Origin of the sequence: Vibrio palustris (assembly GCF_024346995.1) — a bacterium.
Lineage (GTDB): Bacteria > Pseudomonadota > Gammaproteobacteria > Enterobacterales > Vibrionaceae > Vibrio > Vibrio palustris.
Genome location: NZ_AP024887.1, coordinates 1,045,486 through 1,058,800 on the forward strand (window position 1 = coordinate 1,045,486; position 13,315 = coordinate 1,058,800).

The 13,315-nt window shown below is 42.3% G+C and carries 15 protein-coding genes; 12 read left to right on the forward strand and 3 right to left on the reverse strand.

The annotated features are described in order from the left end of the window. Window positions 1-37 precede the first annotated feature (37 nt). The 4 genes from trhO to OCU30_RS05110 all read left to right on the forward strand — a co-directional run bounded on the left by trhO (window position 38) and on the right by OCU30_RS05110 (window position 3,776). Window positions 38-1,021 carry an oxygen-dependent tRNA uridine(34) hydroxylase TrhO gene (gene trhO / locus OCU30_RS05095; protein WP_077313405.1) on the forward strand — a complete coding sequence of 328 codons (984 nt, stop codon included), beginning with the start codon at window positions 38-40 and terminating at the stop codon, window positions 1,019-1,021. Between the two features lie 338 nt (window positions 1,022-1,359). Then, window positions 1,360-2,307, forward strand: coding sequence for a sensor domain-containing diguanylate cyclase (locus tag OCU30_RS05100; protein ID WP_139343476.1), 948 nt, complete (start codon window positions 1,360-1,362; stop codon window positions 2,305-2,307). 69 nt (window positions 2,308-2,376) lie between these two features. Next, window positions 2,377-2,976, forward strand: a complete 600-nt coding sequence (locus OCU30_RS05105) for a hypothetical protein (protein ID WP_077313401.1) — start codon at window positions 2,377-2,379, stop codon at window positions 2,974-2,976. A 92-nt stretch (window positions 2,977-3,068) separates the two neighbouring features. Further along, the gene (locus OCU30_RS05110; RefSeq protein ID WP_077313399.1) at window positions 3,069-3,776 is read left to right on the forward strand and encodes a dienelactone hydrolase family protein; all 708 of its coding nucleotides are present in this window, start codon (window positions 3,069-3,071) and stop codon (window positions 3,774-3,776) included. A gap of 67 nt (window positions 3,777-3,843) precedes the next feature. On the opposite strand, the gene OCU30_RS05115 is transcribed toward OCU30_RS05110, so the two are convergent. Next, window positions 3,844-4,233 (reverse strand): universal stress protein, encoded by a 390-nt coding sequence (locus tag OCU30_RS05115; RefSeq protein WP_077313397.1) that lies wholly within the window; start codon window positions 4,231-4,233, stop codon window positions 3,844-3,846. Window positions 4,234-4,656: 423 nt separating this feature from the next. Here OCU30_RS05115 and thiM point away from each other — a divergent pair, with 423 nt between their 5' ends. Genes thiM through OCU30_RS05135 form a run of 4 tightly spaced genes read left to right on the forward strand, consistent with a single transcriptional unit; the run spans window position 4,657 to window position 6,749 of the window. Further along, window positions 4,657-5,496: a hydroxyethylthiazole kinase gene (gene thiM / locus OCU30_RS05120; RefSeq protein WP_077313395.1), complete on the forward strand. Its 840-nt coding sequence runs from the start codon at window positions 4,657-4,659 to the stop codon at window positions 5,494-5,496. After that, window positions 5,496-5,804 (forward strand): MTH1187 family thiamine-binding protein, encoded by a 309-nt coding sequence (locus OCU30_RS05125; protein ID WP_077313393.1) that lies wholly within the window; start codon window positions 5,496-5,498, stop codon window positions 5,802-5,804. The genes thiM and OCU30_RS05125 overlap by 1 nt, the downstream gene beginning before the upstream one ends. Window positions 5,805-5,806: 2 nt before the next feature. Then, window positions 5,807-6,520: a thiamine phosphate synthase gene (locus tag OCU30_RS05130; protein ID WP_205408777.1), complete on the forward strand. Its 714-nt coding sequence runs from the start codon at window positions 5,807-5,809 to the stop codon at window positions 6,518-6,520. Window positions 6,521-6,533: 13 nt separating this feature from the next. Further along, window positions 6,534-6,749, forward strand: a complete 216-nt coding sequence (locus OCU30_RS05135) for a TIGR02450 family Trp-rich protein (RefSeq protein WP_077313389.1) — start codon at window positions 6,534-6,536, stop codon at window positions 6,747-6,749. A 93-nt stretch (window positions 6,750-6,842) separates the two neighbouring features. Here OCU30_RS05135 and OCU30_RS05140 read toward each other — a convergent pair whose 3' ends face one another. Beyond that, a complete protein-coding gene (locus OCU30_RS05140; protein WP_077313386.1) occupies window positions 6,843-7,931 on the reverse strand; it encodes an ABC transporter substrate-binding protein in 1,089 nt (362 codons plus the stop codon). 142 nt (window positions 7,932-8,073) lie between these two features. On the opposite strand from OCU30_RS05140, the gene OCU30_RS05145 reads away from it, so the two are divergent. From OCU30_RS05145 to OCU30_RS05160, 4 genes are all read left to right on the forward strand, one after another. Beyond that, window positions 8,074-9,126 (forward strand): FecCD family ABC transporter permease, encoded by a 1,053-nt coding sequence (locus OCU30_RS05145; protein WP_077313384.1) that lies wholly within the window; start codon window positions 8,074-8,076, stop codon window positions 9,124-9,126. After that, window positions 9,127-9,900, forward strand: a complete 774-nt coding sequence (locus OCU30_RS05150; protein WP_077313381.1) for an ABC transporter ATP-binding protein — start codon at window positions 9,127-9,129, stop codon at window positions 9,898-9,900. A gap of 175 nt (window positions 9,901-10,075) precedes the next feature. Beyond that, on the forward strand, window positions 10,076-10,621 hold the full coding sequence (locus OCU30_RS05155; RefSeq protein WP_077313379.1) for a glutathione peroxidase: 546 nt from the start codon (window positions 10,076-10,078) through the stop codon (window positions 10,619-10,621). 181 nt (window positions 10,622-10,802) lie between these two features. Continuing rightward, the gene (locus OCU30_RS05160) at window positions 10,803-11,993 is read left to right on the forward strand and encodes a sugar transporter (protein ID WP_077313377.1); all 1,191 of its coding nucleotides are present in this window, start codon (window positions 10,803-10,805) and stop codon (window positions 11,991-11,993) included. 258 nt (window positions 11,994-12,251) lie between these two features. Here OCU30_RS05160 and OCU30_RS05165 read toward each other — a convergent pair whose 3' ends face one another. Next, window positions 12,252-13,247, reverse strand: coding sequence for a LacI family DNA-binding transcriptional regulator (locus OCU30_RS05165; protein ID WP_077313375.1), 996 nt, complete (start codon window positions 13,245-13,247; stop codon window positions 12,252-12,254). Between the last annotated feature and the right edge of the window lie 68 nt (window positions 13,248-13,315).

Consider the following 13,315-nt stretch of genomic DNA (forward strand, 5'->3'; position numbering starts at 1 on the left):
TCTGGATTTACGCTCCAGCCCGCTAATAGGAAATAACATGACAGAATACGTTGTATGCGCCTTGTACAAATTTGTACGCCTTGAAAACTATGTTGAGCTTCGTGAGCCGCTAACGTCAATCATGGAACAACATGAGATACGAGGCACATTACTGCTGGCCAGCGAAGGTATTAATGGTACAGTCGCAGCCACTCGTGAAGGCATTGATGCGCTTCTTGCATGGTTTAAACAAGATGCTCGCCTTGCTGATATTGTGTATAAAGAATCGTTTGATACTGAGCAACCTTTTCAGCGTACGAAAGTCAAACTGAAAAAAGAAATTGTGACGTTAGGCGTCGAAGGTATTGACCCTCGTCATGTGGTCGGAACGTATGTGAAACCGACTGAATGGAACGATGTGATCTCTGATCCTGAAGTCTTGGTGATTGACACACGTAACGACTACGAAATTGAGATTGGTACATTTAAACACGCGGTTAACCCGAAAACCGATACGTTCCGTGAATTACCTGATTATGTTTCAGAAAACCTCGATCCAGAGAAGCACAAAAAAGTCGCCATGTTCTGTACCGGTGGAATTCGTTGCGAAAAATCAACCGCGTATTTAAAAGAACAAGGCTTCGATGAGGTTTATCATCTTGAAGGTGGTATTTTGAAATACTTAGAAGAAGTGCCTCAAGAAGAAAGTTTATGGGAAGGGGATTGTTATGTATTTGATGGTCGTGTCGCGGTCAATCACGATTTAGAAAAAAGTGAATATGACATGTGCAATGCCTGCCGCATGCCGATTACGCAAGAAGATATGGCTTCAGAGGCTTTCGAGCAAGGTGTGAGCTGCCCTAAGTGTGTTGATAAGCATACAGAAGAACAAAAAGCGCGTTTTCGTGAGCGTGAAAAGCAAGTGCAACTGGCTCGCCAGCGTGGTGAAGATCATATTGGCGGTGATGCCGATAAAATCATCGAGCAACGCCGTTTAGACAAACTGAAGTTTAAAGAACAACAACGTAAATCTAATCAGTAAATCTTGTCTGTCGTTTATCGAAAAGCAATCCTCTTGTTTATAGCAAGAGGATTTTTTTTGCCCTAGATTGAGAAGTGGGCTGTATTATTAGGTTATATGGGGTTTATAAAAGCTCAATGTCAAAAGAGAAGTGGTTAACAATTAGCCTTACTCTGTATGCCGTATTATGCTAGTTTATGGAATGGAATACGTATAATGAATACGATATACTCGATAGTTTGGCGTTAAGACCGTCAAAATATAACAATAATTCGCCGATTGAAAGGCATCAATGAAGTTAATAAGTTCATCTATTTATTAGTATGAATACGGTCTATTAGTGAGATAGGATTGATAATGTGAACCGCTGCAGCATGCCATTTGATGAGCTAGAACAGCTTAAAGAGATGATCAAACACTCTCCTGATCAAGTTTTTTTTGCAACGATTTCAGGAGTCATCGTGGATGTCTTTCCAGGAACGGATCGTACTTATCATCTTGATTATCAGGCAATGATTGGCAAACATTATCAAGAGTTATACTCGCCGGCGTTTAGTGAAAAAATCGCAGCAACGTTAGAAAAAGTTCGCCAAGCCAACAGTATACAAAAGCTGACTTATTCAATCACAGTCGCGGATATGCAGACGATTTGTGATTTAGAGCATCAAGATGAGGTGTTCTGGTATGAAGCGCGTATTATCCCTATTGTCTTATCGCACTCTGATGAACAATACATTTTGTGGTGGACACGAGATATTACCAAACATGTGTTGATGGAAAAGCAGATTCAGCACGTCATGACGTATGATGAATTGACTGAAGTGTATAACCGCCGAACCATATTATCTCACCTCCATACAACCTATACGACGTTTTTAAGCAAGCATGGCAATGCTGGGATTGTCATGATTGATATCGATAATTTTAAACAGTGTAATGATAGCTATGGGCATTTAAGTGGGGATCAAGTATTACATCATGTAGCGAAGCTGCTTGCCAATAATATCCGAGAAGGTGATGTTATCGGTCGTGTTGGCGGCGAAGAGTTTGTGATTATTTTTCCAGAGACGAGCATTGCCAAAGCGCAGATATTAACGGAACGTTTACGGCAATTAATCATGCAATCTGTGTGTCATTTAGAGTCTTGCCTAGAGTATAAGGTGACAGTCAGTATGGGGATTAGCGCGTTTTTATCCACGGATAATCATGAAAACGATGCGTTAAACCGTGCCGATGCAGCCATGTATCAGGCCAAAAGTCACGGCAAGAACCAAGTGACGTTATGTCGCCAATTAAGCGGTAATTAGACAATGTACGCCAAGCGAGAGTGACGCGTGACGGATAGTGGTGTGTTGTGAGGACAAATTTAGGAGAGCATGGTGTTAAAGATTGTTTATCGTTTGGTGAGTAGTAAAGAGTCTATCTTGATGGTGTTGTTACCATCTCTATTGTATTTTGCCTTATATCATGAGTATGGCCTTACGTATGCTATTGGCGCGTCATCAATCTACGGCATCACCTTGATGTTAATTAGCCGCCAGTTGGGGTTGATATCATTGGCATTTGCACTATCAGGATTGGTTGAGTTGGTCATCATTACCGTGTTACCAAAAAGCGAAGCCACCCAAGCTGTACAGTATAAAGTGTTACTCAGTTCATTGAGTACAGCCTGTGTGTTTTTGGTTTTTGCGGTATTAAGAAAGCCTATTCCTATGCTAGTGGCAGAAGCCTCCATGCCAAGTTTACAGCACCAACGGTTAACGGTTGGTTCACCTAGTCTTAAAAAGTGGCAATATGTGAATGGAATTTGGTTGTGTGGTTATCTGTTGAAAAGTCTAATGTTTGTGAACTATTCACATTTTTCCCAACAACAATTAGTCATGTACACGTTAATCTCTGGGTGGCCTTTGTATGTCGTATTAATCTTAATGTCGGTGGGATTAATGAAAGCTCGTCATCCAATAATAAAGGGATGAGATTAATATTCAGTGGGGCGTCTAGGTTTGAAAAATGTCATAGAAATAGGTTAGGGTTGTTGCCACATTAATTAACTAACAGGATTGTTGTTATGCCTACAGACAAAGACACCAAGCCAAATACCGCAAATGTGGTATATGAAGTCGATGGTATCCTTTATGAAGGATTCTGGAGTAAGGCTGCTGATACTGCTCCGCTAGTTCTGCTGGCACATGCTTGGGGAGGATTGACTGAGTATGAAAAAACCAGAGCAACTATGCTGAGTGAGTTAGGTTATAATGTATTTGCTGTCGATTTATTTGGACAGGGCGTACACCCGACAGAGGTCGAAGATAAAATTCAACATATGAATACTTTGCTCGGCAATCGCGACAAACTGCGCTTGTTGATGGATGCAGGCAAAAGAGCGGCACAAGAATCGGGTGGAGACCTTAGCAATATGATTCTGATGGGGTACTGCTTCGGCGGCGCGGCGGTGTTGGAGTCTGCTCGCGCGGGAATGGATGCGCGAGGCTTTGTTTCTTTCCATGGCGCATTAGCCACTCCCGAGGGGCAAGATTATGCGCTAACCCAAGCGCCCATCTTAATTTTTCATGGTATAGAAGATGACGTGGTGCCGATGAGTGATGTTGATGATTTAGCGGTGCAACTTGAATCCCATCATGTTCCGCATGAAATCATTACTTACGGCGGAGCGCCGCACGCGTTTACTGTGTTTGGGACCCAAAACTATCATGAGCAAGCCGATCAGCAGTCTTGGCATACTTTCATGGATTTTTTAGCTGAAAATACAAAGTAAAGACTGCGATTAATAACGCCACTGTCTCAGTGGCGTTATTGATGAGCTCTTGTGGTGCTAGTCAATATCAGTCATCAAGGTAGACAACTAATAAATCGGCATTCACATTATTAACCAATTTAGGCGCCGAGCTAAACATACGGCTTATTAAATTATGATGATGGCCAAACACCACCAAATCAAACTCTTTATTTTCAACTAATCCTGCCACTTTCATATGCAAATCGCCCATGACGATCAAGGTTTCGGTTATGGGGTAATCGCAGGATTCCGCTAGACTCTGTAATTTCTGAGTGAAACGTTTTTCTTCCTGAGAGTCTTTAACGATGTGTTCTTCATCGACAAATACGATCGACAACTGACTATTGGTTGGTTTAGCTTGCGCAATGGCTTTCTCTATCAGTTTATGACTCGCATCCGATAAATCTACCGCAACGAGAATATGTTGATAACTCATGTTTCCTTCTCCTATTAAGAGTACGGGCTAATTAAAGCGTAGCAGCTGAGAGCAAAATAACTGCCTAAACCGCTTATTTTTTCGTCTAACTGCTTTATATTATGACTAAAATCTCGCGAAATAGTTCTTCATATTCTCGGTGTATACACATTCATCATTAAGTAAAGCACGAGGGGAGCGATAGCGAGTGAGTCAGCACGGGCATAGACGCGTTTTTAAAGGTGCAGAAACGCGATGCCAAAGCAGCGTGTGATGATTATTGATAACAAATTTAGTGATATAACCTGACTTATTCTGGTGGTAAATGATTAATATGAAAGATAAATTTTTATTAAATTTGTTATAAATATTAAGGCGAGTATGATTGCTTTTAGTCGATAAATTTTATTTGTGTCTCATATAAGAGTAACAAGGAGAAGGGAAATGGATGTAACTCTCACACTTCAAACACGTATAGTGGATACCGTTGAAGTGGTAAGGCAGACTAACCCAATGGCAGGGTCTGTGACGAACTCAGTGACGATGAATTTTGTAGCTAACGCTCAGCTAGCCGTCGGGGGCTCTGCTGCCATGGTCTATTTAGCGGATGAAGCGGTGGCTATCGCTAAAGCGGGGGGCGCATCTTATATTAACTTTGGGACGTTCGAACCCTTCTACGTTGATACCCTTCCTCAAATGGCACACGAACTATCGGTATCGAATAAACCTTGGGTGATCGATCCCGTTGGTATCGGAATTGGTGGACTACGCACACAAATATTGACAGATTTCAAAGCTTATAAACCCAGTATTATTCGCGGTAATGCGTCAGAGGTTATCGCTTTAGCCAATCTTTGGGGATTGGATGCTGGCAACAATCAATCTAATGTTCGTGGCGTCGATGCGCAAGATGCTGTTGATGATGCGAGAGCGGCGGCGATTGCCATCGCTAAATGGACAAATGGCGCGGTGGCGGTTTCCGGAGAACGAGATCTTATTACTGATGGGTATTATCTTGCTTATTCATCAGGCGGGTCTCATTTTATGAATAAAATTACTGGTGCAGGATGTTCTTTAGGCGGTGTTATGGCTGTGTATGCGACATCCGCTCCCCCTTTTATTGCTGCATTAACTGGTGCGGCTATTTATAATTTAGCAGGGCAGCGTGCCGAAGAAACCGCTTATGGCCCTGCGAGTTTTCAAGAGCATTTTCTCGATCATTTATACCGGGCGACCGCACAAGAGGTTGCAAGCCAACCATTTACACTAGAGGTGTTAGCATAATGAATACATTAATCTCAGTCGCAATTGCTCCTTTTGGCACAGGTGATGAACTTGCCGAGCATGTTGCAAAAGTCATTAAAGTGATTGGTGATTCAGGCCTGCCTTATCAAATGAACTCCATGTTTACTGAAATAGAAGGCCCTTGGGATGACGTGATGAAAACCGTGAAAGAGGCGACCTATGTATTAGCGGAGCAGGGGATTCGCACTGAGGTAGTCCTAAAAGCCGATATTCGTCCTGGCCGTACTAACACCATGACGCGCAAAGTTGACAGTGTGAACCGCATTTTAAATCAGCAAGGAAATTGAGGATGAGAACTAAGTTAGATCTTTCTGCCTATTTAGTTGTTGGGCCTGAAAATACCTTAGGTCGGCCCGTCGCTGACATCGTTGCACAAGCGCTCTCTGCTGGGTTTACGTGTGTGCAAATTCGCTCAAAAAACGCGTCAGCAAGAGAATTAATCACATTGACGCGTCAGGTGTCTGAAGTGATAGCGTTGGCGGAAAAATCAAACACAGTAGCATTGCTGGTGGATGACCGCCTGGATGTGGTTTTAGCGGCTCGCCAGCAAGGTATTAAGGTGGATGGTATTCATGTTGGGCAATCAGACATTCCGGTTGAGGTTTGCCGACACTATTTAGGACCCGATGCGATTATTGGGTTATCGGCGCGAACACAAGCATTGTCTGACTATGTTCAAGAGACCGATGTGAGTGATATCGACTATTTTGGCGCAGGCCCGCTACATGAAACAGAGACCAAACCAGACTGTGGGGTCGATGATAATGGGCAAGTGGTGACGCGTAGCTTTGCAGATATTAAAGTGCTAGCATCAATAAGTCCTATTCCGGTTGTTGTTGGCGGTGGTGTCAAGAGTGATGACATCCCAGCTTTAGCTGACACAGGAGTCGATGGATTTTTTGTGGTCTCTGCTGTGACCGCAGCTGCTAATCCGTATACTGCCGCGAGTCAATTAACGACCTTATGGCATCGTCATCGATTAGCGACTGATATGGCACAATAAAAGGAAAAGAAAAGTGAATCCGATACACCCATCTAAATTACGCCAGAGTAAATGGACCGCTGTCATTCCTAAGAATAAAGAAAAGCATTTTTTAGTTACGGCAGTTGAATATGATGAAGACGGAAAAGTGATCGATTGCGTACTAGAAGCGATTATGTCTAAGCAAGAATATACCATTGATTGGCGAGAACTTAAAAATACTGAACAATGGAAGCAAGGTTGGGTGTGAGCATAGAATCCATGTAGCGCTTGGTATAAACACACCATATAAAAAGGCCTCAGTACTGAGGCCTTTTGTATTGGTATTCACACTGCACACGCACTATTTTTTGAGTGATACTGCAAATGTGCCTGTCGGCGAAACGGGTAAGTATTTTTTATAAAAATCTAAGTATTTTTTTTCAGGATTTAAATCTGAAAACAGGCTTGGATAGAGCGCTTTGGCTATAAATTGGAACATGCACGCATCCATAATTGAACGAGATGCGTAATGATAAACACCATAAATACGGTCGTTTTTCACAGCAGGTAAAGTTGACCATCCCATACGTTGTTTATAACCTTCGAGACGCTTGCGTGCAACTTCTCGAGAAATACCTTCACCCATGAGTACAGATTGATCATTTTTACCAAACTCTGTACCACTTAAAATTACCACATCTGGTTTAGCTGCGAGTACTTGCTCTGGATTTAAATGTCCCCAGTTTTTAATGTAGGGTGCTGAGATGTTATCACCGCCTGACATCATGGCGATTTTACCCCACATATTTTCACCAAACGTATAGCCATATTCTTGCGGTCCGGTGAAACCATATTCCATGTAAATTTTAGGTTTTGGTAGGTTGGATTTTTTCAAGCGATTAAGAACCAGCTCGACATCGTGCTTATAATCACTGGCGATTTTGTCAGCACGCTTAGTTTGGCCTGTCAATTTACCGATGATTTTTGTGCTTTCTACATGCGTTTTAATGGTTTGCGCATTGTAATCAACCACGACGATATGAATACCTGCATCTTCTAACCGATAAAGTTGATCTTGTAGAGCCGAATATTGCCATTTAGCCAGCATAACCACATCTGGACGTAGGCTCAGTACTTTTTCTATGGAAAACGTTTGTGTACTGACATTACCTACTTCTGCTAATGTCGCCATTGATGGGCGTTTTTTGACATACATTGCCCAGTTTTTTGGGCGCCACTTTTGCCAAATATCTTTCGACATTCCAACGACATGGTCAAATGATTTTTCGCCACCAATTGCCATGTAATCTTCGCCATAAAAACCAATAACGACGCGTTTGGCTGGTAGGTCAAGCGTAACGTGGCGTCCTAATACATCGGTGATCGTTTCGGTTTTTGCCAAGCTGGGCATAGAAACAAAGAGAAAAAGTAGGAGAAACAGTTTTTTCATTGGATAGTCTTTTAGTATAGGTTAATAGTAATGATTATCATATTTATTTGTGTATAATGACGCAACTTATTAATTCGGGTTTAGCTGTTAATTTTATATACAGTGTGAAATTACCAACATTCAGTCGTAGTTAAGGTAAATTATGCAATCATCTGCCATGTGTGCCGCGATAGAAGCACAACGTGCGAGCGAAAAGAAACGCTGGCGCGCCATCATTTTGATAGGGACGTTATTATGCCTATCTTTTATTGGCGATATTGTGACTGGACCTTCCATGCTCAATGTCAGTCAAGTTCTTTATGCGGTAGCCAATACCTTAGGCTTTTCAGTCAATGTTGATTCCACTACTTATATTATAGTCTCTAATTTACGTATGCCCATAGCGATTATGGCCGTTGTTGTCGGAGGAAGTCTTGGAGTCGGTGGCGCCGAAATGCAAACGCTTCTTAATAACCCTATGGCAAGTCCTTATACCCTAGGTATGGCGGCGGCAGCAGGTTTCGGTGCTGCACTAATGTTGTATATTGGCTCGCTAGGGTTGGAAAGTCAGTATGCAATTCCTATTGGTGCGTTCATCTGGTGTATGTTGTCAGCATGCTTTCTGTTTTCACTGGCTCGAATGCGCCATATTAGTTCCGGCCAGCTTATTTTAGCGGGTATCTCATTACTCTTTCTTTTCCAATCTCTATTGTCTTTAGTGCAATTTGTCGCCTCCCCAGAACTTAGCCAGCAAATTTTGTTTTGGTTGTTTGGTAGTTTAGCAAAAGCGTCTTGGAGCAATGTTGCATTAGTGTCGTTGGTTGTGCTCACATGCTGTGTTTTTTTGATGCGTGATTCGTGGAAGCTCACCGCATTACGTTTAGGAGAAGAGCGCGCTAAAAGCCTTGGTGTTGATGTGACTAAATTGCGTTTAAAAATCTTGTTTTTAGTGGCGTTAATGACGGCAACGGTCACGAGTTTTGTTGGGATTATCGGATTTATTGGTATTGTCGCGCCGAATATTGCACGAATGATGGTTGGTGAAGATCAACGTTTCTTCTTACCATTGTCTTTTGTTGTGGGTGGGTTTTTATTGTCGAGTGCTTCTGTATTATCGAAAATGATTGTACCTGGCGCACTCTTTCCGATTGGTATTGTTACCGCCATCATTGGTGTCCCGTTCTTTTTCTGGCTGATTATTGCAGGGAGACGATAAATGCTTCAGGTTCATGGTCTAAATGTAAAATTGGGTGATCTGACCCTTGCAGATGATATGAGTTTTTCTTTAAAGCCAGGGGACATAAACGTTATTATTGGTCCGAATGGCACAGGAAAAAGCACGCTACTTAAAACCTTGTTTGGCGACATTACTACGCAAAGTGGCGAGATTGTATTTAATCAACACCGTTTTGATGACACACAATTATCGGTATGGCGCGAGCGTATTGGTTATATGCCACAAGATATTCGTTTAGATGTGAGTCTAAGTGTGGTCGAAGTTGTGTTGTTGGGGCGTTTAGATGCATTAAGTTGGCGCATAGACGACAAGATGTTAACAGAAGCGGTGCAAGCATTAGATGACATCGGGCTCGCCCATTTAGCCAACCGTGATGTGAGAACATTAAGTGGCGGTCAATGCCAAATGGTCCTGTTTGCGCAAGCGATATTACGACGTCCTGAATTTTTAATGCTTGATGAACCTGTTAGTGCATTAGATTTACATTTTCAACAAGTCATGTTGGAGCATTTAGTACGTAAAACTCGCGAGACTCACTGGACGTCAGTCATGGTGTTGCATGATCTCAATTTAGCGTCTCAATATGCTGATAATTTATTAGTGCTAAAAGATGGGCAAGTAGTGAGTAGTGGTCGCCCCGATCGCGTATTAACGCCTGAGCTTATTAAAAACGTGTATGGTGTCACTGCTGATGTCTCCTATGATGGTCAAGGCATTCCTTTTGTAAGAACTCAGAGAGCCTGCGCAATATAGCGAATATATGTGTATTAATCGTGTCGTTTTCTATACAGTACGTGTACTGTAGATTGCTGCATCTCGCGTTTTTCATTGAGCGTGATTGTGCACAATCATATTGTGCGCTAGCTTGTGATGTTATTATTGAAGCTTATTAGTTTCAGTTACTTATCATGATTATAAGGAAAGTAATATGAGTTCTATTTACGATATTGATGTCGTCACTATTGATGGCAAAACACAGAAAATGAGTGATTATGCGGGCAATGCATTACTGATTGTTAACGTTGCGTCTGAATGTGGCCTCACGCCACAATATGAGGCTTTAGAAGCTTTATATCAAGCGCGAAAAGACGAAGGCTTAGTCATTCTAGGTTTCCCTTGTAACCAGTTTGGTGCGCAAGAGCCGGGTGAAGAAAAAGACATTCAATCGTTTTGTACTAGCCGCTTTGGTGTGACATTTCCAATGTTTAGTAAAATCGACGTGAATGGTGAGAATCGTCATCCGCTTTACCAAGCGCTCTTTCAAGCAATGCCAGAACGTACGACTGCGCCAGACAGTGGCTTTGTCGAAAAGCTGCAAAGCTTAGGTATTGAGGCGCCAGAAGGGAATATTCTTTGGAACTTTGAGAAATTCCTCATTAACAAAGAGGGTGACGTCGTCGGGCATTTTGCTCCGGATATGGCACCTGATCATGCGATCATTACCGCTGCATTGGACAACGTACTCGCGAAATAATCTGCTTGTCATATCGCGGTTCTAAAGTAAATCCCGACGTATTACGTTGGGATTTTTTGTTTGGGCGGAAAGTTCAAAATAAAACGATTTTTTTTGTGATCTATCTATCTTTTTTAGTAAAAAAAAGCCACAATTGTCACGTTATTTTTAATTACTATTGGACTTAAATGTAAGAGGCATAATGACAGAGACCATCGCAACCGAATCAGCAGTATCACGTCAGTCGCAATATATGCGTGTATTTATGATTGGATTTAGCGCGTTTATTTTTAATACCACCGAGTTTGTTCCTGTAGGGTTACTCTCTGATATAGCTCGTGATTTTAGTATGAGTACGGCTGATACGGGGTGGATGCTCACCATTTATGCTTGGATCGTTGCCACGATGTCATTACCTCTGATGATGGCGACAGGTCGAATTGAGCGTAAAAAGTTATTATTAGGCACATTCGCTCTGTTTATTTTAAGTCATATCGCGTCAGCATTTGCGAGCAGTTTTACGACATTGATTGTGAGTCGGGCTGGGGTGGCGTTTTCTCATGCGGTGTTCTGGTCAATTACCGCCTCTATTGCGATTCGAGTCGCGCCTTCTGGCAAGAAAACGCTAGCGCTCAGTGCATTGGCAACAGGAACATCACTTGCGATGATTTTGGGCGTACCGATTGGACGTATGATCGGACAGTTTGCCGGTTGGCGTATTACGTTTGCCGCCATTGGTTTTGTGGCCTTAGTCATTATGCTTTTATTGTGGCGTTTACTTCCTGCACTGCCAAGTTTGTTGCAAGATTCAGGCAAAACGTTACCGCGCCTATTGCGTAATCGTAAGCTGATGGGGCTTTATACATTTATTTTCTTATTATTTACTGCCCATTACACCACTTACAGTTATATTGAACCCTTCGTCCAAGATATTGGTATGGTGAGTAAGAGCACCACAACAATTCTGCTGCTATTGTTTGGTGGCGCGGGAATTGTCGGCAGTATGTTGTTTAGTCGTTATGGTGAAACTCATAATACCCCATTGCTTATGAGCCAACTCGTGTTAATGATTGCTTGTACTGGCGGCATGCTCTTTGCGGTGAATCATACTTGGTCATTAATGATGACAGTAATGTTCTGGGGGACGGCGTTGATGGTTGCGACGCTAGCGATTCAAGTGAAAGTATTGAGTATCGATCCCAACGCCTCAGATATGATTCAATCTATGTACTCTGGGATCATTAATTTAGGCATTGGTTCAGGTGCATTAATCGGTTCGCAAGTCATTCAGATATCATCGCTTAATAACATCGGTTTTGCTGGGATGGGGTTTGCCATCGTCGCATTATTACTTATGGTGTTGTTAATTCGTAAGTATCCAGAGTTACGTTAATTCGCAATATGAAATATTGAAAAAAAGCGCCTTTTAAGGGCGCTTTTTTTGTGTTTCGCTCATGTAAAATGGCCTAAATAAGGGGAGGCAGGCGCATAATACATGAGCGAGAGATAAGACTAAGCAGTATCACATTAACTATCAATCCCTATACGAACAAAATGCGAGATGTATAACCATGAATTGGTAATAGGGTGAAAAATAAACAATTGTTTTGATTAATATTTTTAATGTAGAAATAAGTTTGTTATTTTTTTGTTAACAACTAGATTCCCTGACAATAAGTTTACCCAAATAGGTTTGATGAGTAATTGGGACCTCTGTTTTATTACTGTACTTAATCGCAAGCTGCATTGCTGCATCAGTTAATTCACTGATGGGTAAGGCGACGGTTGATAAGCTAGGAATGGAATAGCCAGCTGCTGGTTCATTATCGATACCTATCACAGCCACATCATCTGGCACCTTTAACTGGGCATCATGGAGTGCTCTTAGCGCGCCTAATGCCATATCATCATTACAAGCGAAGATGGCAGTAAAGGGAGTGGAAGCGTGTAAAAGTTTCACGGTGCTGTCATAACCGGTTTGAATGGTATTATCACCTTCTGCGGTCCAGCTTTCAGGAATGTCGCTGTGGTAAGGGGCGAGGAGATCTTGGTAGACCTGATGACGTCGTCGGCCGGTTTCACTATTTAAAGGCGATGTAATACAGGCAATATTACGGTGGCCTAACTCCAATAAATGCTCCATAGCAATCCGAGCTAACTGAGTTTGCTCGAGTCCAAGACTGATGATTTTATCGGACGTCAGTTGGCGATTAAGCGCAATCAATGGAATGTTGACTTCCGCTTGGAGTGCCACTAACTCATCGCTGGTTAAATGGCGGCTATATAGCAAAATGGCGTCACAGCGTTGAAAAGCTAAAGCCCGTACGGCGTCTTGCTCCCCTTCAGAGTGCTTCTTGCTATTCACAACGACTAACTTTTTATTGGCTTTTTGCACACATTGTTCTGCTTGATAGAGAATGTTACCAAAATAGTTACTTTGAAATTCAGGCAGAATTAACCCTATGGTATTGGATACTTTCGTTGCTAATGCTTGCGCCACACTACTCGGATGGTAGTTCAATTGTTTCATCGCGGCAGTTACTAACTTGCGAGTGGCAGGTTTTACTTGCTCACTACCGTTAATGACACGCGACACAGTGGCTTTCGATAAGCCGGTTACTTTGCATACATCGTTAATGGTTGCCATTACATTGCCTCTTTACAGAAAAGCCGTCCTCACTGGGACGGCTAATAATAGCAGATACAGCCAAGGTT